General features: G+C 41.3%; 18 protein-coding genes and 1 pseudogene. 12 read left to right on the top strand and 7 right to left on the bottom strand.

Annotated features, from left to right (window positions below; all coding sequences use genetic code 11):
• Positions 1 to 49: 49 nt before the first annotated feature.
• Positions 50 to 3,334, bottom strand: coding sequence for a DUF748 domain-containing protein (locus AAC006_RS16435; protein WP_208806265.1), 3,285 nt, complete (start codon positions 3,332 to 3,334; stop codon positions 50 to 52).
• Between the two features lie 90 nt (positions 3,335 to 3,424).
• Positions 3,425 to 3,982, bottom strand: a complete 558-nt coding sequence (locus tag AAC006_RS16430; protein WP_126872595.1) for a DUF2780 domain-containing protein — start codon at positions 3,980 to 3,982, stop codon at positions 3,425 to 3,427.
• A gap of 534 nt (positions 3,983 to 4,516) precedes the next feature.
• Between AAC006_RS16430 and AAC006_RS16425 the strand changes: the two genes are divergently transcribed.
• On the top strand, positions 4,517 to 4,675 hold the full coding sequence (locus tag AAC006_RS16425) for a hypothetical protein (RefSeq protein ID WP_185864160.1): 159 nt from the start codon (positions 4,517 to 4,519) through the stop codon (positions 4,673 to 4,675).
• A 201-nt stretch (positions 4,676 to 4,876) separates the two neighbouring features.
• On the opposite strand, the gene AAC006_RS16420 is transcribed toward AAC006_RS16425, so the two are convergent.
• Positions 4,877 to 5,479 (bottom strand): hypothetical protein, encoded by a 603-nt coding sequence (locus AAC006_RS16420; RefSeq protein ID WP_126872594.1) that lies wholly within the window; start codon positions 5,477 to 5,479, stop codon positions 4,877 to 4,879.
• Between the two features lie 582 nt (positions 5,480 to 6,061).
• Complete coding sequence (locus AAC006_RS16415; protein ID WP_013782708.1) at positions 6,062 to 6,949, bottom strand: LysR family transcriptional regulator; 888 nt, start codon at positions 6,947 to 6,949, stop codon at positions 6,062 to 6,064.
• Positions 6,950 to 7,064: 115 nt separating this feature from the next.
• Between AAC006_RS16415 and AAC006_RS16410 the strand changes: the two genes are divergently transcribed.
• From AAC006_RS16410 to AAC006_RS16395, 4 genes and pseudogenes are all read left to right on the top strand, one after another.
• On the top strand, positions 7,065 to 8,243 hold the full coding sequence (locus AAC006_RS16410; RefSeq protein ID WP_013782709.1) for a sterol desaturase family protein: 1,179 nt from the start codon (positions 7,065 to 7,067) through the stop codon (positions 8,241 to 8,243).
• A 21-nt stretch (positions 8,244 to 8,264) separates the two neighbouring features.
• Complete coding sequence (locus tag AAC006_RS16405) at positions 8,265 to 9,374, top strand: carbohydrate porin (RefSeq protein ID WP_339891913.1); 1,110 nt, start codon at positions 8,265 to 8,267, stop codon at positions 9,372 to 9,374.
• 54 nt (positions 9,375 to 9,428) lie between these two features.
• Positions 9,429 to 9,920: a DUF1993 family protein gene (locus tag AAC006_RS16400; protein WP_208806267.1), complete on the top strand. Its 492-nt coding sequence runs from the start codon at positions 9,429 to 9,431 to the stop codon at positions 9,918 to 9,920.
• 73 nt (positions 9,921 to 9,993) lie between these two features.
• Positions 9,994 to 11,164, top strand: a pseudogene (locus AAC006_RS16395) (IS3 family transposase).
• 261 nt (positions 11,165 to 11,425) lie between these two features.
• Here AAC006_RS16395 and AAC006_RS16390 read toward each other — a convergent pair.
• The gene (locus tag AAC006_RS16390; protein WP_013782715.1) at positions 11,426 to 12,157 is read right to left on the bottom strand and encodes a FadR/GntR family transcriptional regulator; all 732 of its coding nucleotides are present in this window, start codon (positions 12,155 to 12,157) and stop codon (positions 11,426 to 11,428) included.
• Between the two features lie 502 nt (positions 12,158 to 12,659).
• Between AAC006_RS16390 and AAC006_RS16385 the strand changes: the two genes are divergently transcribed.
• From AAC006_RS16385 to AAC006_RS16355, 7 genes are all read left to right on the top strand, one after another.
• Positions 12,660 to 13,031 carry an alpha/beta hydrolase gene (locus AAC006_RS16385; protein WP_013782716.1) on the top strand — a complete coding sequence of 124 codons (372 nt, stop codon included), beginning with the start codon at positions 12,660 to 12,662 and terminating at the stop codon, positions 13,029 to 13,031.
• A 174-nt stretch (positions 13,032 to 13,205) separates the two neighbouring features.
• Positions 13,206 to 14,447, top strand: a complete 1,242-nt coding sequence (locus AAC006_RS16380; RefSeq protein ID WP_339891911.1) for a sensor histidine kinase — start codon at positions 13,206 to 13,208, stop codon at positions 14,445 to 14,447.
• Complete coding sequence (locus AAC006_RS16375) at positions 14,444 to 15,073, top strand: response regulator transcription factor (protein ID WP_013782718.1); 630 nt, start codon at positions 14,444 to 14,446, stop codon at positions 15,071 to 15,073. Before AAC006_RS16380 ends, AAC006_RS16375 begins: the two co-directional genes overlap by 4 nt.
• Positions 15,074 to 15,216: 143 nt before the next feature.
• Positions 15,217 to 16,734, top strand: a complete 1,518-nt coding sequence (locus AAC006_RS16370) for an aldehyde dehydrogenase family protein (protein ID WP_126872591.1) — start codon at positions 15,217 to 15,219, stop codon at positions 16,732 to 16,734.
• Between the two features lie 41 nt (positions 16,735 to 16,775).
• Complete coding sequence (locus AAC006_RS16365) at positions 16,776 to 18,878, top strand: 4Fe-4S binding protein (protein ID WP_339891921.1); 2,103 nt, start codon at positions 16,776 to 16,778, stop codon at positions 18,876 to 18,878.
• On the top strand, positions 18,844 to 20,019 hold the full coding sequence (nosP, locus tag AAC006_RS16360; RefSeq protein ID WP_339891909.1) for a nitric oxide-sensing protein NosP: 1,176 nt from the start codon (positions 18,844 to 18,846) through the stop codon (positions 20,017 to 20,019). Before AAC006_RS16365 ends, nosP begins: the two co-directional genes overlap by 35 nt.
• On the top strand, positions 20,006 to 22,609 hold the full coding sequence (locus AAC006_RS16355; protein ID WP_339891907.1) for an ATP-binding protein: 2,604 nt from the start codon (positions 20,006 to 20,008) through the stop codon (positions 22,607 to 22,609). Before nosP ends, AAC006_RS16355 begins: the two co-directional genes overlap by 14 nt.
• 64 nt (positions 22,610 to 22,673) lie before the next feature.
• Here the strand turns inward: AAC006_RS16355 and AAC006_RS16350 are convergent, their stop codons facing one another.
• Complete coding sequence (locus AAC006_RS16350) at positions 22,674 to 23,333, bottom strand: response regulator transcription factor (RefSeq protein WP_013782723.1); 660 nt, start codon at positions 23,331 to 23,333, stop codon at positions 22,674 to 22,676.
• 152 nt (positions 23,334 to 23,485) lie between these two features.
• Positions 23,486 to 24,316, bottom strand: a complete 831-nt coding sequence (locus AAC006_RS16345; protein ID WP_339891905.1) for an SHOCT domain-containing protein — start codon at positions 24,314 to 24,316, stop codon at positions 23,486 to 23,488.
• Between the last annotated feature and the right edge of the window lie 97 nt (positions 24,317 to 24,413).

The following is a 24,413-nucleotide window of genomic DNA, read 5'->3' as shown; positions in this document are numbered from 1 at the left end:
AAAATTGTAATAAGTAGCATTGAGAAATATGAATGAGCTGGCTGAAGAGTTAATTAGCCTCAAGCGTTAAGGCGACTCCGCTCTTTTTAAGCTGTAAATGTTGTCGACTATTCAGTAAAAACAGACGATTCGCGTCTACCGCAAGTTCATTTGCCAAGAAGTTTTTCACCGTTTTGGCGCGGGCATCAGCTAAATGGGCAAGTTCCCGCTTCGGTATGTCCATGGCACTTCTTACTTGATTGTACATGGCGATATAGAGTGCTTGTTCGACTTGCGCGGCATCAGGTGCTACTTGAACAGGTGTTGTTTCGCTATCTGCAGTATCTTTACCTGTATCTTCACCGCTTTGCTGCAATTTAGCTATTACCACTACGCGTTCTTCTTCTACTGTTTTGCCGGTGCTGCTAACGAATAACTCACTTAATGCGTCAGCGAGAGGGCCGCTTATCGGCATAGTACTTGGCGACAAGCTTTCTGGTAGCGCCTCTTGACCAGAAAGGGCCAACAGCTGTTGTTGCAGTTTCTGTTCTGCTAGTTCATAAGCGTCAGGTACTTCATCTACAGTGCCTTCAATATTCACGCGAAGTCCAGGGCGTTTTGTTAGCGCATCGGCAAGGGTAGCGAGTTTACTTGATGCAGCATCAGTTAACTGCGATGAGCCATGCGTGAAGTCAATTTCATTAAGCTCATCGTCGTCGCTGCCGACTAAGTTCGCCAACAACGAAAAGGGCGCAGTCACCGCTTTCGTGATTAAGTTACCAATTGCTTTTAATATAATAGAGCCGAACCCAAAGGTTGGGCTATCTAAATCACCCGACACTTCAAGACCTAGATCGATAACACCGTTTGAGTCTTCTAATAAAGCTATGGCCAGCCCAAGCGGTAAGCTAAGCGCTTGGTCAGAGTCTGTTTTCCTACCTAAGGTAAGTTGGTCAATGACTACATGGTTATTGCCCGCTAATTGGTTATCCTCCAATAAATACTGAATATCGAGGGACAATAAACCTTTATCAATAAAGTGCCCCATATAAGTACCTGAATAAGGGTTTACTGACGTAAGTTCCGCGCCTTCTACGGTGAAAGTGAGGTCTAAAAAGATATCTTTTATTAGCGGGTTAATCGCGCCGTACAAAGCAACTGGCGCGTAGCCATCTATTTTACCCTTTACGTCTACATTTGCGGCGGTGTCGGCATTTGATGAGAGTTTAGTAATGCTGCCGTTTAAGCTTTCAATTCCAGAAGCAAAGCGAGGGCGCAAAGAATTATCAGCAAAGTAGGCGCTACCATCATTAAAGACAATTTCACCAATGCGAATAACAAGCTCAGAGACTTCTTCGTCAGCGCTGGGGTGAGCTCCCTGTTTAGATTCAGGTTGGGTTTTGGTTTCTGGTGTCGAAATAGAGGGGGAGGCAGTTTGTTCTACTACAATATTACTGAAGTTAGTTTGCTTGTCTTCAGCGATTAATAGCTTAGCGTAGGGTTTATCCAGCGTGATTTTTTCTAAAGAAAGGGTGCTGTCAGTAGAATTATACTTAATACCTTTAATTTGAAGGTCGGCCCATTGCAGCAAAGGCTCTTGCTTTAAATCATCGATAACCGTGAGTGACGCTATGCTCGCCTGCCCATTAAATACTACTTTACTGTCACTATTGGCTTCAAAACTACCTGAAAGATCTGCACTGCCATCTTCAAGAGCAAGATTTAAATACTGCGCCACATAAGGCTGAAGTTGGGAAAGGCCGAATTGGCTGATATCAATAGTCCCCGACACGGCTTGTTCATTTGCCGAAATAGCGCCTTTACTGCTTATTGATGAAGCGGGTGTAGTTATCGATGAAGTGGCTGATAGGCTTGAAGTGGAAGACTGCGCTAGGCTGCCACCGAGCTTCATATCAATAGTGTAATCGATTGGGGTTGTAAGGGTAGAATCTATAACGCCCGTGCTTAAATTTAGCGGAAATACTCGCCAATTAACCCCGTTAGAAACCATATTTTCTCTTACGAGTATATCGGCGTCGTTTAACGCGAACGTTTGCAGTACTACCCGCCATGCCGCTTTATCGCTTTGTTTGGCATCGACGGAAGCTGAGTTCTCTGTGTTTGGTGCTGTGGCCGGCGTGCTCGAGGCCGCTTGCGAAACTTTTTCATCAAACCCTTTTGGGGTAAATATTGATACTAAATCTACGCCCGATTCGTCGATTTGAGCACTTATCCAAGGCTGCTCTAGGCTAATATTAGCAACATTAACCTGCTGCGTTTTGGTATCTAGGTTTATATCACCAACGCGTAATTCAGCAAGCTTAACTCTAGGGCTTTCTTTGTCAGAAATTACTAATTGAGACAAAGATAAGTCGGCATTATTTGCTTGAAAGCGAAAATCATTATTGTCTTGTGATAGATGATAATTGAGGGAAAAACTTAGGGCGCCGTTTGTTATTTTCGCATCAAGTATGTCATCAGATAATGGCCAAAGCGGGGCTAATGCAATTTGGCTAACCTCAAAACTACCCGCTATATCTATGGGAGACAGCTGAAACTGCCCATCGAATTGAACGCTGCCGCCTTCGGTGGTCGCTAGGGTAAACGAATAGTAGTTGGCTGATTCATCGTTGCTGCTATTTTCAGAGCTGTTCTTTGCACTAATAGCGCTATTACCAGCGGCACTAACCTGACTTTGGCCTGCATCTACATTTAAGGAAGTGGCTAGGGTATCAAGATTATTTAGCGTAAAAGACAACTCTGGGTAATCAAGCTGTGTGTCGGTGACATAATCGGCCACGGAGATGTGGCCATTGCTCAGGCGAAATTTCCCCAAGCGAATATGAGGTATTTCGCTTTGCTCTTGCGCTTCAGGCTCGGTTGTATCGTGATTAGCTTTAGCGAGCGTATCTATAATGTCAGAAAAATTAAATACGGTGGTATCTTGATCAGACGCTAGTGAAGTATCACCTTCCGATACCCGAGCAAAGCGTGCATAAGGGGCATTTAGATAAATGTGCTCTAGGGTAGGGGTAAAGCTGAATAGGGTGTGCCAAAAGCCCACATCAAGCTCAAGCAGTGTAAACGCAATAAATTCATCGTCGCTACTCGCTTCTTCAATAGAAAATCCAGACACCCTAGCGCGCAGCAAGAAAGGGTTAATGCGAATATTGTCGATACTGACATTTCGGCCTAACTGTTCACTCAATATTCTTGGTGCTTTGGATTCAAGAACCATAGGCGCAACAAGACCCAGTATTAACGCGTAGAATAAGTATGCCAACAGAAAGTAGGTAGCAATACGCCGCCATTTAGGTTGCTGCTTAAATGAAGTGGTTAAGTTTTTTATGGGCATAATTATTCTAGACGTATTAAAAAGAAGAGGAAAAAGCGGCGAATAAATGATGGCATAGGTCAATCACTCACTCAGCCGCCAAAATAAATATTAAAGCATTGAGGCTAAATTACCTAAACCAGACTGAAGTAAAGATTGTGTTTCTTCATTGCTGTTTAGGTAAGTGTTAATTTGTGTGATAAAGCTGCTTATCATATCTGCATCTAAACCCAGTGCATCGAATTGTTGCTTCAATTCGTTTATAGAACCTAGAGAGCTACTATATTCAGAGGCTTTGCTTAGCAAGCCTGACATAGTTGAACCGCCATTAGTAGAATCTGCCGCAACAGAAGGTACGTTTTCTAACAAAGAGTCTAACCCAGGGATGGCTCTGGCAAGTTCTGAATAATCAGCAGTAGTGAGGTTGCCTTTAGCATAATCAAAAATAGAGGCTAAACCACCTTCAGATTGCGTTTCACTTACGCCTAAATTTTCTGACACCATACTTACCAAACTAGACACATCTAACGAGCTAGCCTCAGCCGCTTCTGTGGTTTGTGAAGTGGATGTACTGGCATCACCCAACATACCTTTTAGTTTGTTAAGCGTGTCGTTGGCAGAAGCGTGTGCCGAAAATGATAATATAACGAATAAAGATAAGACTTTCATAAGATTTTCCTTTGAAGTAGAAATCTACCGGGCTGTAGCTAGTATGTCAGCAAACTAAGAAGCAAGGTTAGCGCTAGTCTAGCTCGATAGCGCAGTAGATAGTGTTTTACATAGTGAAATGGGTGAAATTTAGGCGGTATTCTGAAGCGCTATCCTAACGTAAATTTAGTGCTATTGCCTGAAATAAAGTGTAAAGCCGCTTTACATTCGTGTGGGGAAATACGAAGCGTGCAGTAAGTCATGTGGCCATTATCTTTTATAGAATGTGCGGATATTATTTTATATGAGACTAGGGCTTTCTATTAGGCTAAGGGCTTTGCGTCGACAGCATCGAGTAAAAGCACTGGGGGAAATATCGTGTACACACATCGTGTAGGGAAGTACTGCTTTAGGTTGTTACTTCATAAAGTAAAATTTCACAATAAATGATAACAAATCAAATAAAATGATAACAATGTTGAGGCTATGCAGTGGCTTTTGAATTAGTAGGAATCGGTCTTGGTGTGAGAATTTATCTTGTTGTCGGAGAAGAGCATGACAAGCATCAGCGGTATCGAGTTCGTTTCATGGGCTCTACCTATAACAGGTTTTGTATTGGTTATCGGTGTGTTTGTCATCAATCATTTTGGGCCGAAAATAGAAAGTTGGGGTGAAAAACATATCAAGAGGCAAGGTAATAATCATAAAATTTGAAGAATGTACTTTTTAGATGCATGTGGGCTTGAAATCTTTATCACGAAAGCAACCGTTACGATTTTTGTAGATCCATAACGCTCTTCGCGCTAATTAATGCTCTATTCAACTCCTAAAGCAACTAATCTAATTTCAAATTGTCAGTCAGACTCTAAAAATCCTCATTGTCAGACATGACATGTTCTTCTAGCAACGCCTCTTCTATTGCTGATAACAGTGAAGTTTCGTCATCGATTGACTAGCTCTGATATGGTTGAGAATTCCAAAAGCCGCTCGTTTATGCTTAGTATGCAACGTCGAAAATAGCACTTTTTGTTCGCTAGCGTCCCTATCATTAATAAACTTATCGGACTCTTCTTTTAACAGCTTGGCCTTTTCTGAACTGTTTGCTACAACATCAAAAATGTTATCAAATTCAAGATTACTTTCTGTCTCTGACTGCCTTTCCCCTTCCACTCGCTCAGCATCTTCTTGTTCGATAGTATAGGAAATATGCTCATTGTATTCGCAATCCACTGAGCCAAACTCTCGACCTACTGGACCACCGAGCGCTCCATGAAGTCCACGTTTTTTGCACCACGCGATAGCCATCTTATCCATGCCATCTGATGGAATATCAACAGACAATTGAGAAAAAGATTCATCATCAGTGTGCCCTCTGGTGATGTTAAATGAAGCCGGGTTATCAATAACAAGTTCTGCTGGATTTGAATTGTCAATTGTGTTGATAAGACTATCTTGAGCAGAAAATTCTTGGTGTAAACTGTGATCCGCTTCACTAAAAATCCGGTCAGTTTTCATCATCATAAATCCTATGTTTGCTTTAACACGGCCTGCGCTCTTTTTAACAATAAATCAGTTGAGAATTGTAAGATTTGGTTTAATTCAAAATCCGAACCGAACCTAGCAAATTATGTGTGAGTCAGTACAGTTAAAAGTGTACATTTTTAATAACACTACCACTCCTCATTTCATGTTGCAGCCATGAAATATTTCTGGCTTTTTGTATTCCTTGTTGAGGCCAACGTTCGCAACAGCCTGACCAAGCGGCGGCAGTGTGTCCGCTGAAGTCACAGCGATAGTTAATCATTCTAACGCCAAACTTGCTGCTTCTTAAATTTTAGACTTAATACTCTGGCACGAATCCAATACAGTAAGGTGGACCGCAATTTTAGCGCTCAAGCGTCTCCTGACTATCTTAGAAATATGAAATGACCAACTGCATATACGCGTCGTAGTTCAACAAAAAATAACGGTGTCCCACATAAATGGAATTAGTGGCGTGATTAATCTTAAACATGGTCCACGTAAGATGTAATTAGCAGTCAGACAGGAGAAGAAGTCAGGACGCTACAGTTATGAACTATCAAATCAAAGCGTAAACCTTCACCACTGGAATTCAATTAGGCAATCTATTAAGTATTTAACTCTTAGTGGCTGATACCGAGCAGAGGGATAGATCACATTTAATGCGGACTCTTGGCCTACAAATTGATTTAGTGCTGTCACCAATCGACCTTTCTTAATATCCTCATGTACGTCCACGCTAGATTTATATACTATTCCTTTTCCTCTTACGGCCCACTCTCTGGCAATGGAGCTGTTGTCAGTACAAAATTGGGAATTTACCTTCACTTGGATTCGTTGGCCCGACCGATTATAGAAAACCCATTCGTTATCTATCTTGTCTCGAACTTTATAACAGATGCAAGGTAGGTGAGATAGTTCTGAGGGGTGTTGTATATGGCCATGCTTGAGTATAAAGTCGGGAGAAACACATAAGACTCTTCTCTTATCGGATAGAGGACGCGCAACGAGTCTTGAATCACTGGGAATACCATACCTTATTGCTATATCAATATCGCCGGAATATAAATCTTCCACGAAGTCAGATGTGTTTACCCGAAAACGAACCTCGGGATAGATGGACAAAAAGGAGTCAAGAACCCCGAGAAGTCTCGTCTTGGCTAAGTCAGTAGGTGCAGCAATTACTATTTCACCGGCGAGTATTTCCGATTTATCTTTGACTTCTTCAAATGACTCTTCAAGCTTTGCAAACGCCAAACGACTTTGTTGATAAAAAGATCTACCCTCGTGGGTTTCTCTAACTACTCTCGTAGATCGTTCAAGAAGTCTCACATTCAACCGAGCCTCAAGCTTTTTCACTGAGTTGCTCACAGCAGTACTGCTCACTCCTAGTTTTTTAGCAGCGCCTATGAAGCTCCCTTGCTCCACAACAGCATGAAAAGCCCCTACTTCACTATAAATACTCATTTAACGCTTTAGATTATAAACCACAGGTTGATAGTAAAATAATAAATACACTGATTATTTTCAATAGAATTCGACATATTCTACAGCTCGGTCTAACAAAACAAGGAAAGTTGCTATGTCTGAGCGAATCCTCAATAGTGCAAAAACCTTTAAATCAGGTAAACAGCTGCTTAAAAAAATGTGGCACTACAATATCGAAGTACCGAGAACAAAGTTATTGTTTTTAATTACTATAGCAATAGGTGTAATAGGTTGGAGCATTTGGCAACCTCAGGTACTGCGAATGATAGACGTTTATCATTCTGGCACTGTTGAAGTATTTTATATGGTAGAAAGTATTCAGCAGGACTGGATTTCGCCAGAGCTATATTCTCTACTAATATGTATCGCAGTCGCAAAAATCGTTTGGGGTCTAGCTGTCGGACTAGCAGATTTGGTTTTCTTCAAACGCCTCACTGGCCGCTCTTTCGATTATGCGAATATGCTAAATATGGTTGTCGTTAACTCTCTTATTCTGTTTTTGGGTGTCTTCAGCTTTAGTCTTTTACCAGTAGAGAACTTAATTGATAGTTACGATTCATTTATTGTTTCAATTCCTACACTCGTTCATCTTGACGGTGTATCTGCTTTTTTAATCGCCATGTTACTTGGAGATTTCTGTTTTTATTGGTCACATAGGATGATCCACAATGTTAGGGTATTCTGGAACTTAGGTCATATATACCATCACAGAAATGAAAATCTGACTCAGCTTACTCACGGTGTAGAGCCACGATTTTTTCTGTTAAATGCGCATGGTATCGCTTCGTTGATGTTGCTCCCTCTTGTTGCAAAATTATTTACCAATGATTTTTCTAATGCAGGTTACTTCCTAATACCAATGGCTTTAATCAATCTTTGGATTGATCCCTCTCATTCAGTTGCGCTTTATGCGCTTGAAAATCGTTACAGACCGCTTAAATGGTTGCGCTTATTTTTCATGACGACATGTGTGCACTATACGCATCACTCTCGAGATCCAATTCACAACAAAAGAACCGGGTGCAACTTTGGAGCACGTTTGACGCTGTGGGATAGACTGTTTGGAACATATGTAGAGCCAGTAAATTATATTCCCGAGTCCGGATTATTTAGTAAACATACTGACTATTGCGTGAATCCAATGAGGTATATTCTGCTGCCATATATCAGGTTTATAGACGAGTTCAAAAAAAATAAGCTTCGATATTGGCCGAAAATTCTATTCGGATCGGTATTCTGGTCTCCACCAAACAAGTCTAAACTTAGCCACTAACAGTGCTACATGGCTTTAAGCATGAAGAATAAAAGGTTTATTTTTGCTCTTTTCGTGGCGCTCACACTGACTTGCAGTAGCTGGTCAGCCATTGCATCCTTTGAGCTTGATACAACAGGCTATTTTCGGCATGGATTTTTAATTGGAGTCGATAACGGGAATACAATGAACTGCAACAGTATGTTGAACGCTTTCGCAAAATCCAGATACGGAAACGAATGCGAAGGCTTTTTGGAATTCCAATTACATCCCTCCTATGAAACTGACGAGTTCACACTGTTAGGTGTCATAGGCTGGGATTTCTTGGATTTGCCTGGACAAGATCCATACTTACTCAGCGCCGACGAGCAGTTCTTACAAGTTAGATTTGCTTCTGGGTGGGGACTTTGGACGGGAAAAAGAAGTTATCAACGCCGGGAAGCGCATATTTATGATTATAAATATTATCACTACAGGGGAGAAGGTGTCGGTGGCTACTATGATGTAACTGAGGATATTCGAGTTACAGGTTCACATTTTTTTAGTGATACTCAGGGATCGAAGATAAATTCGACAGATTTACGTGTGTTGATTTCTGATCTTTTTGAGTATCTGGATAGCTCGTCACTAGAAATTATTACTACCTATGGAAACGATACTGATCATGGCATACATAGAGCATTTGGCATAGTCTTCACAACACGGGTGGATAGTGAACTGACTTACTTATTTGCAATAAAAAAAGCGAGCGGCCCGCTCGCACACCATGAATTTTCGCAACCTAGAGGAGTTAATCCCACTACTAATGGAATTCAAGTAGTGAATGAGTTGGTATACGACGCCAATTTATGGAGTCTGGGAGTGACCAATATATACGAAAAAAGAGAAAGCGGAACGCTGGTCTCAGAAACGCAACAGTGGTTTGGGACCGCATTAAGAATTATGAATTACCTGTCATCAGAAATTACGTTGGTTCAAGAGATCAGTTTTGACACATTGGAGCTCAAAGACAAGTACACGGCAAGACATAGAAAGTATTCTTTAGGCTTACAATATTCAAAAAACAAGACTTTTTATGATCGACCTGTATATCGGTTTTCATCACGGTCTTTGATGTCGATGACCCATACGAGGTTTCCACCGCTGGCATGAATGTGGGATTTCAATATGAAACGTGGTGGTAAGTGAAATAAGGAAACACTGTTTATGAACAATCCAAAAAAAGTATTTCTATATTATTTATCAAATGTTAAAAAAATTCTTGAAGAAAATGACAATGTAGATTCTCACTTAAAGCACCAACTCACAGATACCATGTTCCCGGCACATCAGCATATTAGCACCGCCGTGTCATTTACATTACGTTGTTGCTGTCAACTGGCCTCTAGAGAAATCCTCACGTTTTACAGAGGGACTGACCGAGCAGCACTAATTGATGAGCTGAAGAGTACGATGAGTTATCTTGATTCCATACCAGACAAGGAGTTGGAGAGCCAAACGTCTATGCAGTTTGGAATCACAGCAGGGTTTGCTGAACGATCCTTTGAACGTGATACGTTTATTAATATCTATGCCATTCCAAATTTTTTGTTTCATATAAGTATGGCTTATGCCTCACTCAAGGTAAGTGGCCTCTCACTAGGTAAAGCTGATTTTGATCAAATACACCAGTATCCAGATGGATTTTGTTTTGAATAAAACAAAGAAGTGAATCGACCAGACTTCTCTAGACACTTAATTGCTTTATAATTGTGTGTACTAAGGAGAAAAGATGTCTCAGCGATTTACAGAAGAATTTAAAATACAAGCCGTCAAACAAGTTACCGACCAAGGTTATTCGGTGGCAAGCGTTTCTGAGAGACTGGGAGTGACTAGCAGTTCGCTGTATAACTGGATAAAAGCCTACGGCCCAGAGAGTGAAGAACATAGGCAGTCTCAAGAACAATCCGACCGAATTAAGCAGCTAGAGAAAGAGCTTGAAATTCAAAACTCCATCACACAAAATCGAAAAGAGCGTTGCAGTGATCACTTGAACTTACAACCGTATTTTTCGCGGGCGAGTCAAAGAAAAATACGCGTTCATAAAAGCTAGGCTCAAGAATTACCCAATAAAACTCATGTGTGAAGCACTTTTAATACAACGAAGTGGCTTCTACGCATGGGTGGATAAACCGAAATCAAAGCGACAGTTAGAAGATGAGCGCCTGATGGGGTTAATTAAGCATTCTTGGCTAGAAAGTGGCTGTGTCTATGGGTATAGAAAAGTCACGAGTGACCTTAAGGATTTAGGCGAAGCTTGCAGCAAACATCGCGTAGCTAAATTGATGAAGCTAGAAGGTATAAAGGCACAAGTCGGTTATAAAAAGCATAAAGGACACTTCAGCGGCAAGCCTGCGGTTGTTGCCGATAATGTGCTTGATAGGCAATTCACGGTTGCCACACCGAACAGATACTGGGTCACTGATATTACCTACATCCGAACTCACGAAGGCTGGCTCTACCTTGCCGTCGTTTTAGACTTATACTCTCGCGCTGTTGTTGGCTGGTCGATGAGTTCTCGCATGGAGTCTGAGCTTGTTACTCAAGCCCTGCTAGCTGCGGTGTGACAACGAAAGCCTAAAAAGCAGGTACTTATACACTCAGATCAAGGGAGTCAATTTACAGGTTATGAATGGAGTGACTTCTTAACTGAACATAATCTCAAAGCCAGCATGAGCCGTCGAGGGAACTGCCATGATAATGCCGTCGCAGAGAGCTTCTTCCAACTACTTAAGCGAGAACGAATAAAGAGAAAAATTTATACAACACGTGAACATGCAAGAGCCGACATATTCGATTACATCGAAATGTTTTATAACTCTAGACGCAAGCATGGTGACGCGAATAATATGCCTCCACTGGCTTATGAAAAGCTAGAAGAATTCAAAAGAAAATCTGTCTAGTAAAGTCTGGTCGATTCAGGCAGCGCCCCCTTAATGTAAACGCAATGTAATTAATAATTTTCAAATATAAGGGCGTGGATAGTTTTATCCAACACTCATATCATACCAAAATTATTTATTATTCTTACACTTTGGTAAGTCTGTTGTGGTGGGAGTTTTCGTTGATGAGTATCTTCTAAAAATAGGGGTGTAGAGACATAAAAAAACCGCTTAAGGTGAATTAAGCGGCTTAATATTAAGTGATAGGTTTGAGCTGTCGACTTAACCGACTAAATGAGTAATAGAGTATCGGTCTCGGGTTTCGCTTGATTTCTTTTTAATTTCTTCCAAGGCTTTGGCCTCTGATGCTTCAAATAAAGCATTAATCAATCGATTAAAATGTCCATGCATGGCGGTTCGCGCGCTTTGTGAATCACGTGATTTTAACGCCATAAATATACGCTTGTGCTCTTCTAGCCGGTATTGACTACTGGTACCGCAAACGCTTTTGTACGACGATATGATTTGAGGTTGAGATTCTCTTAACTTCCAATAATGTTGAATAGATAACAACAGCGCGTTATTACGAGTAGCCTTGGCGATAATAGAGTGGAATTCTCTATCGGCTTTTTCCGGCTCGTCGTCATTTTCCATTGCAATAAGGGTGTCGTTAAGACTATTAAGCTCTTCATCGGTTATCGAAAGCGCCGCCAGTGCTGCCGCTTCGCCTTCTACCAGCGCGCGGGCTTGAGTAAGCTCAAAAGCACTAATGCGTTGTACTTCACTTTGTTGAGGCTGATTGTCTAGCACATACACACCAGAACTTACTTTAACTTCCACGCGGCCTCGCACCTCAAGTGCAATAATGGCTTCTCTGATGGTTGGTCTGCTGACGTCAAAATTTTCAGCAAGTTCTCTTTCGGGCGGCAAGCGACTTCCAGGGGGATATCGGCCAGCGTCAATTTGCGCTTCTATTTTTTCAACGATATGCCAGAACATGCGACGATTTTTCATCAACTAAACCTTATAACTGCAATAATTAGGTACAAACAGATACAACTTAATCGGTTAAATTGTACTTATTGTTCAACACAATTCAATTGCTTTAAAAGGTTCAAGCATACCGGTGCCTAGCTGCGTTTGTTCTGCTAAATCCGCTAACAAAACCTACCATTTAAAACAATCAATTCAGGATATCTACGTCTTATTCTACAAATACAGAAGTATTTGTTAAAAGAGGCTTATCAAATCATATATTTATATGCACCAAAGAGATTAAAATTATGCTGTTTACAGTCGAAGGCGCTCAAAAACTAAGGGTTTGAAGGATTTTACTTATTATTAGTTATAGCATACAGGGGTTATTGGTCAACAATTTGAGGTGGATTTCTGCGCTTTTAATTGTCAATTGGTTAACATTTTGTGTTCGTTTTTTTACTGGTTTCATCTGTTCAGCATTAACATAATTGATTACTCATAACAAAGTTTCGAAAACGGTTTCGAAGAAAATACGAGTGTGGAAAAGTTTAGCGGTATTCTTGAAGATTTCATTCCTAACGGCGTATACGGAGACAAGGTACCGGTTGAAGAGATGATAGATTTATATATTACCCCGTGGAGTAATGAAAAGGGGAAAGCTGCCTTCTTCCGCAATATGCGTAGACTGAATAAAGAATACACCCAAGCCATTGCGGGAAGCCTTCCTACTCTTACTCATGAAACATTGATACTGTGGGGAGATAAAGACGAGTTCCAAAAGCCGAAATATGCACCAATGTTAGCGGATGCTATTCCCGATTCTTCTATCAAGTGGATAGAGGGCGCTGCACATTGGGTTACTGATGAGCAACCTGAATCTGTGTCGGAGTCACTCGTAGCGTTTTTATAATTTCACCAACGTACTTCTGGCGGCTGAACACGGGTAAAATTGACGACTGCCTTGCTAGCCGCCTCCATCTTCTTCTCCTCCTTTTGAATGATTAAAACAGGGCTATTGCAGGATGTGTTTGTTAGCGAAGACTGTTTAGCATAAACACGTCTATTTTGTGTTTATGGTATTGCCATGTCGGGGTTTAAGAAAATATCCAGTGCCATCGTGGCCGTCTTTATCGTGTGTTTTATTGTCTTTTCCTGCGCGGTCTATTTCCAAATTCGCCAAAATATAAACGATGAAACATCCAGTGCGCTAAACCAAGTGCAAGAGATGCTTAAAGCGAATATGAATGCTAACGATATCAAGGCAGTTGCAGAGCAAAGCCCACACCTATCGGTATCAGGCTTTACTGGTCGGTTATCAATGCCTACTAATTATCATTCTGACAACCAACCTATCTATATTCCCATCCATGAAAATCAATATTTGGTAGTAAGAGCGCACAATACTGCCGAATTGGTGCAGAACATGAACCTTTTTTGGCTAGTGGTCGCGTTATTTTTTACAACCTTAAGCGTATTGCTATTTACGCTAAAAGTTGCCGTAGCGCAGCACTTGAAGCCTTTAAATCAATTGGGCTATGCTTTACAACAACTTGTAGAGGGGAAAGCGACGAATGATTTTGAAGACAGTGATATTAAAGAAGTTAAGCGTGTTATTGGGCAGTTTCAGCGCTTACAAGATTCACTCCAAAGCAAAGAAAGGCAGTTGGTTAAAATAGATAAGAAACTCGCGTTGTTACAAGAGCAAGAAAGAAGCTATCTTGCTAGAGAGTTACACGATAATGTGGGGCAACTACTTACTACCATCAAAGCTCACGCCTATATTTTAGTGAACTCAAATGAGCCCAGTGTGCTTGAGTTGTCTGCCCATAAAGTGCAGGCCATGAGTCAGCAAATTAGTGACGCCATTCGCCACTTAACGGTCCACCTTCATCCGTTAGTGTTAGACAGAGTATCGTTACAGCAATCCCTTGAAAAACTGGTATTCGAACAAGAATTAGCGCTACCTCAAACCCAGTGGCAAGTTTCTATCAATTTAAACAAATTTGCCCAAGAGCATGAGCGAGATATTCATATTTATCGCTTTGTTCAGGAGGCGATTAACAATGTGGTAAAACATGCTGATGCGTCAAAAGTATGGGTGAATATTGCTGGAGACCAGCAAGGACTTACTATCAATATTCGAGACAACGGCAAAGGGCTTGACGGAAACGCTGTTGAAAGTATTGGTATGTTATCTATGCACAGTAGAGCCAGATGTATAGGCGCTACCTGTGCTGTAAAATCACACAAAGAAGGTGGTGTAAGGGTACAGTTATCCCTAAGTTTACTTGGCACTGAAGACTTACGTCAGGTTAACGTGGCATGAATATCTTACTAGTAGATGACCATGCTGTAGTAAGAGAAGGTTATAAAGCTCTACTAAATGCCATGATGCCTGAATGTACGGTTTTAGAAGCGGCTGATGGGCAGCAAACTCATCGTCTACTTAAAACGCACAATATCAACACCTTGGTTCTGGATATTAATCTTGCGAAAGAGAGTGGCTTATTGCTCGCCGCTGACTTTTTAGCCACGCAGCCTAATTTGAAAATCATATTTTTTAGTATGTTTGAGGATTGCGCCATATTACAGCGGGCAATGCAAACCGGCGCTATGGGGTATATCAGTAAAAGTAGCCCGCCAGATACACTTATATCAGCCATAAAAGTGGTGGCCAAAGGGCAAAAATACATAGAACGTTCATTGGCGGTTAATTTGGCTAATCAGCTGTTAAACGCTGATGTCGATATTGCTGCAAAATTAACGAAGCGTGAATTTGAAATCTTCATCGCAACGGCGATGGGTAAAACCCGATTTGATATTGCCAATGAATTAGCCCTGTCTGCGAAAACAGTGTCAAACGCGCTAACAGTGATAAAGCGAAAGTTAAATACCATTCCTGCAGAATTTACCGAGCTGGCAACAAAACATGGTTATATTGGCAAGGCATAAACTTCTTTTCCCCTCCTAAAGTAGGAGCCAAATCGGCCTATCGCATTATGGTGGATTGGCTGCAAAAGTACGATTATCAAATGACACAGTAAGCGATAACTAGCAGCGTGTTGACGCGCTAAGCATTCAAAAAAGGTGTCATTATGATTTACGCAAATCCAGGAAGTGAAGGTTCAGTAGTCAGTTTCAAAGAAAGTTATGGTAATTTTATCGGTGGTGAGTGGGTTGCGCCAGTTAAGGGCGAATACTTTGTCACTACGTCTCCTGTAGATGGCAGTGATATAGCCCAAATTCCTCGTTCTACTGCAGAAGATATTGAGCTGGCTATTGATGCTGCTCATGCTGCCAAAAAAGGGTGGGCGGATACATCAGTCGCTGAACGCTCGAACATTCTGTTAAAAATAGCCGATCGTATTGAAGCTAACCTTGAAATGCTCGCGGTTGCAGAAACATGGGATAACGGTAAGGCCGTGCGTGAAACACTTAACGCCGACGTCCCATTAGCTGCCGATCACTTCCGTTATTATGCTGGCTGTATACGTAGCCAAGAAGGTACTATCGGCGAAATTGATAAGAACACAGTGGCTTATCACTTCCACGAACCATACGGTGTAGTAGGGCAAATCATTCCATGGAACTTCCCACTACTTATGGCGGCATGGAAACTCGCACCGGCTATCGTCACCGGCAACGTAGTGGTGTTAAAACCTGCAGAACAAACGCCAGTGTCTATTTTGGTTTTTGCTGAACTTATTCAAGACTTGCTGCCACCAGGTGTGCTCAATATTGTTAATGGTTTTGGTGCAGAAGCGGGGCAAGCGCTTGCTACAAGTACCCGAATTGCGAAAATCGCCTTTACTGGCTCTACGCCAGTAGGCGAGCATATTCTTCGTTGCGCGGCTGAAAATCTTATTCCATCTACGGTTGAACTAGGCGGTAAGTCGCCGAACCTCTTCTTTCCCGATATTATGGATCACGAGCCGGAATTTATTGATAAATGTGCCGAAGGTTTAGTACTTGGTTACTTTAACCAAGGTGAAGTATGTACTTGCCCATCTCGTGCGGTTATTCATGAAGATATCTACGATGCCTTCATGGATAAAGTGATTGAAAAAATTCACAAAATTAAGCGTGGCAACCCGCTTGATACCGAGACCATGGTAGGTGCGCAAGCGTCTAGTGAACAATTTGATAAAATCCTTAAGTACATTGATATCGGCAAATCAGAAGGCGCTGAAGTTGTCACCGGTGGTGAAAAAGAACAGTTACCAGGTTTAGATAAAGGCTATTACATTCAGCCCACCATATTGAAAGGGCACAACCAAATGCGTGTGTTCCAAGAAGAAATTTTTGGCCCAGTAATCGCGGTGCAAACCTTTAAAACCGAAGAAGAAGCGATTGAAATTGCAAACAACACCAGCTTTGGTTTAGGCGCAGGGTTATGGAGCAGAGATGCAAATATCGCCTTTAGAGTAGGCCGAGCTATTGAAGCTGGACGCGTGTGGACTAACTGTTATCACCTATATCCTGCCCATGCTGCATTTGGTGGTTATAAAAAATCGGGCATAGGCCGTGAAACTCATAAGATGATGATGGACCACTATCAACAGACTAAAAACTTGTTGGTGAGCTACGACATCAATCCACTTGGTTTCTTTTAATTAAGTGGGAAGGCAGCACCTAGGTGCTGCCTTATTTTGTTATGCTAAAAGCGTATCTACTACTTTGTATTTTGCTCTGTTTATCAGTAACCGCTGTAACGCCGGTTTTCGCACAATCCGACGCCACTGACATTCCCGAAGACGTACGCCAATTATTCCCTACCGCTACTCGTGTAGGCAATGCGCACACTGACATTAACGTAATACCGGTTTATCAATTGCAGCAATTGCTGGGTTACGTGTTTGAATCGAAAGACTTTGTCGACTTTATTGGTTTCTCAGGTAAACCAGTCAATGTGTTAATTGGACTGGACACCCACGGTAATTTTGCCGATCTGGCTATAAAAAAACACAGCGAACCCATTTTTTTGCATGGATTAGGTGAGCAGTCGCTAAGAGATTTTATCGCGCAATATAAAAGCCACAATGTGAAAGAACGTTTCGTGGTGGGTGGAAAAAGCCATGTGGGCAAAAATGCGACCTACTTTGATGGTGTGACAAAAGCCACAGTGTCGGTACTGGTGATAAACGATACTATTGTTACCTCTGCATTGGCGGTAGCACGGGCTAAGTTAGATGGTTTTGTATTGCCCAGCACACGCATTATTAATCCTGATTATTTTGAAACTCTCACCTTAGAACAACTAGTAGCGGCCGGTTATATCCAAAAACAAACCATTTACCGTAGTGAAATAGATGACCTTCCTACCGAAGTTATCGACGCGGCGAATGCTTTTACCGACCCTCAAGAGTCATTATTTTCCGAGCACTTTTTCGGCTTTCTCAGTTTACCTATTGTGGGGAAAAACCTATTACGGGAAGAGGAATATCTTAGGCTTCAAGAAAGCTTAAAACCTGGCGAAGTAGCCTTGTTGGTAATGAATACCCAAGGCTTTAGTTTCGTGAGTGATGAGTTTATTCCTCAAACTGCGCCAGAGTTTTTTCGCCTCTCGCAATCCGCATTTACTATTGATGCTAGAGACTTAGATTTTTATAGCTTTTACGACCCTAGTTTTAAGCAACCGATGCCAGAGTTTGAAACCATAAAGGTACTTAGGATTAAATCACAAGGTGGGCTGTCCCTCGACCAAGAAATGACGGTCTCGATTAGTTTGCCCTTTAGCCCTCGGTTTATGGAGCAAGATGAGCACCTGTTTAACCACACGTTTTTATTACCTGACGCGCTATTCATGGAAAACCCCGAAGCGCAACAACGTGCTAGCGTGCCGCTTTGGCAGCAGTTGTGGCAAAGCAGGTGGTTGGAACTCAGTATTACGCTTGTTTACTTAGTTGCGCTGTCGTTGTTCTTTGGTTTCCAACGAAAGCTAATGAAATATTCGCGCATGGTGCATGTTGTTAGAGGGGCATCATTGCTCTTTGTCTTGTTTTTTATAGGCTTCTACGCGCAAGGGCAATTGTCGGTCGTTAATATTTATACATTGCTACTAGATTTAGCCGATGGTTTTTCTATTGAAGTCTATTTGCTCGACCCTGTTATTTTTGTGTTGTGGTGCTTTGTGTTTGTGTCGCTATTTATTGTAGGGCGAGGGCTTTATTGCGGCTGGTTATGCCCTTTTGGAGCGCTTCAGGAAATTATGGCAATTGTTGCACAAAAGTTAAAAATAAGGCAGATTCGAATAAAGCCAAAGCATCATATATATGCGCAAAAGCTTAAGTATGTCGTGCTGGTTGGCTTAGTTGCAACGTCGTTTTACTCATTAACATTGGCCGAAAAATTAGCGGAAGTTGAGCCCTTTAAAACCTCGATCACGCTCCATTTTGTACGCTATTGGCCGTTCGTACTCTATGCGCTTTTACTATTAGGATTAAGTTTAAAAATTCACAAGGTATATTGTCGCTACCTTTGCCCGTTGGGTGCTGGATTAGCTGTTTTAGGCCGCTTCCCTTTTGTTAAGCTCTTAGAGCGTCGTAAAGAATGTGGTAGTCCATGCCAACTCTGTAAGCAGAAAAAATGCGGTATAGATGCCATCGAACAAGATGGCAGTATTGATTATGCTGAATGTGTGCAGTGCTTTGAGTGCGTAGTGACGTTAGATAATCCTAACCTATGCAAAATTGATAAATATAAAAAAAATAAGGTGCCAACACGTGTCAAAAACTTCCATCCTGTCCGCGCTGAGTAAGCCTGCCAGTCAGTCAGTGTCTGCGGTATATGCGGCGGCAGATGCGTGTCATGACGTTGCCAGTGAAATTCTATCTAAAACAACGTTAGATGAAATAGAACTGGTACTTTTTCATACTTCAACGTCGTTCGATTTAGATGAAGTTGCGCAGAATATGACATCACTGTTTGTCAATGTGCCCACGGTCGGTTGCACTAGTGCCGGAGAGTTTAATAAAAACGGGTATTGTACCGAAAGCTTAGTTGTTGTTGCCTTCTTAAAGCGTGATTTTTCCATAGCTACCGCGTTAGTTTCAAACGTAGATAAAATTAATTTTGACGAAGCCCATGACATTGCAAGTGGTCTGCGCCATACCTTGCAGGCAAGAGATAAGCGGTACGATACCAATCAGCACTTTGTCATTTCTGTGCTAGACGGGCTAACCCGACACGAAGAACATTTTTTAGAGACCTTTGCCACAGCGTTCGGCAATATTCCTCATTTAGGCGGCAGTGCTGGTGACGATTTAAAACTTGAAGCCACCTATGTTTTTTATCAGGGGAAATTTCATCAAAACGCAGCAGTGTTAATGTTGATAGGAACCGGTAAAGCGTTCTCTGTTTTTTCTGTCGATCATATCGACTCGCCAGTGTCTAAGTTGGTGGTAACCAAAGCTGATCCAGAGTCTCGTACGGTTTACGAGATTAACGGCGAACCCGCTGCGCAATACTATGCAAGTTTGCTTGGGTTAAAGGCTTCTGATCTAACCCCAGATGTGTTTTCAGTATTCCCATTGGCGGTACTAGTAGGGGATAGATATTTTATCCGCTCAATACAAAAAGTAGATTTGGCCACCAACGCTATAACGTTTTACTGTGCGGTTGATATCGGCATTATTCTTACCTTTGTGCAACTTGGTGATTGTATCGATGTTCTAGAGAACAAGTTAGAAACGCTAACTCAGGAGTTAGGAGAGGCCGAATTTGTGTATACCTGTGATTGCTTTTTGCGGCGTTTAGAAATTGAACAAAACAAAAAAGAATCTGAAATTCAGCGATTGCAGCAAAAATATCATGTAGGCGGGTTTAATGCTTATGGCGAACATATTCATTCGGTGCATTTAAACCAGACCTTCACGGGGGTGTACTTTGCTAAAAACTGAGCAGCACCAAACCATTGACTCTCAAAGTAATGAAGAGAACCTAGCGCGTAATAAGAATGAAGCGTTCCCAGAGATTGAAGAGGATAAAACGCACGAGGAAACTGAACTAGAGAAGCTACGTCGCGAACTCACACGCCAAATCGATGAAAATGAAAAGCTTGAAAAGATTAACGCTGCGCTTATGTATCGTATCGAAGAAGGTGGATTCAATCACCATAGTTACCGGGCCTTTGAACATGCCGTGCAGTTATCTGAAAAAGTAAACGAGAAAACCGAAGCATTGCAAATCGTGCTGCAGAAGTTAGAAAAGTCGAATACTGAAATTGCACGAGCTAATCAAGAAACTAATCAACTCAAGCAGCGCCTAAATGACGCTATCGAAAGTATCAACCAAGCGATGGTATTGCTTGATAGTAAAGGGGCAGTGGTTTATTTCAATCGGCATTTTGTAACTGTTTGGGACAACTATTCAGTTACGCCAAAGATTGGTGATCATTATTATGATATTACTCAACTTGCCAAGCATTTAGGGATTATCCGCCGTGTGCTTCCCCCTGACTCCGAAGGCCGAGTTATCTATCAGCTGTCTAATAGCCGGTGGTATCAACTGACTATTCGCCGTACTCAAGAAGGCGGGAAAGTTATCTTGTTTAACGATATCACTGAAGTGAAGTTAAATGAGTCAAATCGGTATGAGCAAGTAATAAAAGAGAAAAACAAACTGCTACAAAGTCTTATTGATAATGTTGATGTTGGTATCTTGCTTATTAACCAAGAGGGTGGCGTTGCCTTTTGGAACAATACGTTTATAACCCAATCTAATTTGTCGAAGCAGGCAATGTTTGATTGTAAGAATATTTATTCTCTGCAAATGCATGCTGACTGGAGCGGTTTAAACCTTGAGAAAGGTGGTGACACCACTCAAATTATTAACGAAAACTTGGTAGTCGATAGGCGAATTACTCTGCTTCCTGACGGAAACACCCTGTGTACTTTTACCAATGTGACGTCTCAGCATCAGTATGCGGAAACCTTGAAGCAGAACGAAAGTTGGATCCGCATGATTACCGATAATGTGCCCGCACTTATCGCCTATATCGGCACAGATAAAAACTTCTTATACACCAACAAGGGTTATCGAGATTGGTATGGGCTAGGAGAAGAACCCTTGTACGGCGTAGCGATGGAACAAAGCCACCTTAAACACGTCTATCCTCGTCTTATTCATTATGTAGAGCGAGTAAATAAAGGAGAGGTGGTTAGTTTTCAAAGTGAAGAAACTAACGCAAAAGGTGAAATCGGATTCTTACAAAAAGTCTATCTACCCCATTTCAACGATAAGAATGAAATAGAAGGGCATTTTGTTCTTGCTACTGATGTGTCACACCAAGTAAGAAGTAAACAACAGCTACAAGCAGCGAAAGACCAGCTAGAGTCAAATGTAGAAAAGCGTACTCGAGAACTCAATCACGCAAATATTGCGCTGCAAGAAGCGATGAATTCAAAGAGCAAATTCTTAGCGGCCATTAGTCATGACTTAATGCAGCCTTTAAGTGCGGCTATTTTATTTAATGAGTCTTTAAGAGATCAGGTACAAGCATCTGCTGAACCAATAGTAAGCGCCTTAGATAACTCACTATCCGACTTGAACAGTCTAATCCGTACTCTGATTGAGACATCGAAATTAGACGCGGGAGTGGTGCAACCTGACAAACAGCGAGAGGATGCACTCCCATTGCTAACGCAGTTAGCTGAGGAGTTCAGCCACATCAGTCACGACTATGAAGTAAATTTTCGTTATAAATTCCAAGACGCTATTGTGCATACTGATCTAAGTTTGCTGTCACGAATTCTTCGTAATTTACTAAGTAATGCCATGAAATACGGTGCAAAAGGGAAAGTGCTTTTTGTGGCAAGGACGAAAGGCAACCATCTTCGCATCAGTATATTCGACCAAGGGGTTGGAATAAGCCACGCCGATCAAGCTGTAATCTTCAAAGAATTTAGTCGATTGGAAAATGACTTTAACTATTCTTACAGTTTAGGACTTGGGCTTTATATCGTTGATAAAATGAGTCGTCTACTAGAGCATGATATCAAGGTTATATCTACGCAAGGGGTTGGATCTTGTTTTACTTTAACGGTGCCCCTTGCAACTATTCAAGACATTGAGCACGAGGCTTCGTTTGATGCAGTACCTCAAGATAGCTTGCCTGATAACCTTTTAGATAAACAAATTTGGCATATCGACAACGACACCAATATGCGGATAGCCATGCAGACGCTATTCGAAAATTGGGGTGTGGAAGTGGTTACGTTTTCAGGTTTTGCACAATGCATGGCGGTGATGGACCATTGCTTTGACGAGTGTGATTTGCTTATTGTCGATTATCATTTAGATGACGGAGAGAATGGGTTAGAAATTGCGAAGCATATTAAGCAAACCATGCCGGCTATGCCCATTATGCTGTGTACGGCCAATCATTCTAAAGCGCTAGAAAATGAATTAGAAGGGACAAATATACAGCTGTTGCACAAGCCGATTAATTCACTACGCTTGAAACAAGCACTTAAATCGGCTGTTTCTTAAGTGCTATTCGCATAAACCCATAGGTGGCGGACGCTAGGCACAACACACATATGCTGTGTACGTATTAGTTAAATACGTACTGATTAAAATCGATATTGGCAGCGCTAGCTACCACTTTAACTCGATTGCTTGCCCCTAATTTCTTCAAAATAGATGAGACGTGTGATTTCACGGTTGTTTCTGAAATATTGAGCTCATAAGCGATAACTTTATTAGCTAAACCCTGGGTTAAATATTTCAAAACCGCTAATTCTTTTCTGGTTAACGAGCGAATTTGATCAAGAGAAATAGCGTCTTCTTTTTTCACTCGGTTTCTTGTCGATGATGTACGTAAAATTTCAGAAGGAAGGCATACATTACCCTCAAAAATAGACTCCACTGACGTGGCAATTTCTTCTATTTTACTACTCTTTGATATGAATCCTACTGCACCATAAGAAATGGTTTGCAGAATGTTGTGCTTTTCCGTTTCCGCCGAGATGATAACGACAGGAAGGTTAGGGTGCTGATTCCGAATTTCAAGTAAGCCATTGAGCCCGCAGGTTTCTGGCATATTTAAATCTAGCATCACAAGATCGAAAGCAGCATCAGCTTCGAGTACCTCAAGCGCTTCAGAGAGTGAATTAGCTTCAATGGTTTGAGAGTCGGGAAATTTTTTGCCTAATATCGTCACCATGGCGTGACGAAAAATAGGGTGATCGTCAATGATAAGAATTCTTTGCATACTATTACTACCCTCGGCTTAGTAAGTACCCAAATGCACTCACACAATACGTAATCTACCGCTATGTTTGTTAAATTTATTTTAACAAAATAGTTACAACGTGGGCAAGCAAATACGACCGAAGTCTTATAACAAAAAAGCCTTAAAATTCATCATAAATTGCTTAAAAGCGCTTTACGCTTTTGTTCGTATTCTTCTTCAGTAATTAACCCCTCTTTTCTAAGCTTTTCAAGGGTTTTGAATCTTTTTATTAGCGGCTCTTCATTCGGTTTTAATGCTTCCTTAACAATGTCGGGCGACACTGGCGTTTTATGTAACTCTGCTACGTTTACGGTGACCCAATCAGTTCTAGTAGACTTCATGGTTACACTCGATAAAGTGAACGCTAGCTTTTCATTGAAAGGGAATTTTGATACTACTCTTTCACCATAATTAAAGTCGTATTCAACAAGCCCTTGGTTAGTGGGGTCGTAGGCCATTTCGTAGGCGCTGTTTGCTACTCGATTGTGTTCACCAATGATGAGATTAAGTAGGCCTTCGTTGAAAAATGCTCTACCTGCTATAAAGTAAGTTTGTTTTTTTAGTCCTCCTAGGGTTCTTTTTTCTTTCGCCAAGGAAAATAATATATCTTGATGAGGCTTTGCTTTTTTTAGGCCTATGCTTAAATACTTCGCGAGGTTGTTTTGTTGTTTCTCTGTAAATAGAGGTTCAGTTGTACTTTTATTTTTTATTATTTTTATACTAGATAAAAATTTTAATATGTCTTTTTCATCTATCTCGACTGGTTGAGAAGTTAGATTTTCGGTTAATTCACTCTCTGCGATGTCGCCATTTTTTAATTTTTTCCCATCAATATTGTTGTTTTGTATTTTGATAAGAGAATTTTCACTTTCACGCCATAAAATAGTATCTGATGAAAATGATGGCGTGGAGAAAAATACCATGATAATAATCACTTGAATTCTTAACATTAATCTCATCATAATTTAGTACCAAGTAAATATAAGCTTCGTTTAAAATTACTTACTCTTAAAAAACATCTAAATAAGGAGCAGAATTGCTCCCTATTTGAGTCGAGAG

Origin of the sequence: uncultured Alteromonas sp., assembly GCF_963976965.1 — a bacterium.
In the GTDB taxonomy this organism is placed as follows: domain Bacteria; phylum Pseudomonadota; class Gammaproteobacteria; order Enterobacterales; family Alteromonadaceae; genus Alteromonas; species Alteromonas naphthalenivorans.
The sequence above is the reverse complement of the archived record's forward strand: the minus strand, read 5'-3'. Positions and strand labels throughout refer to the sequence as shown.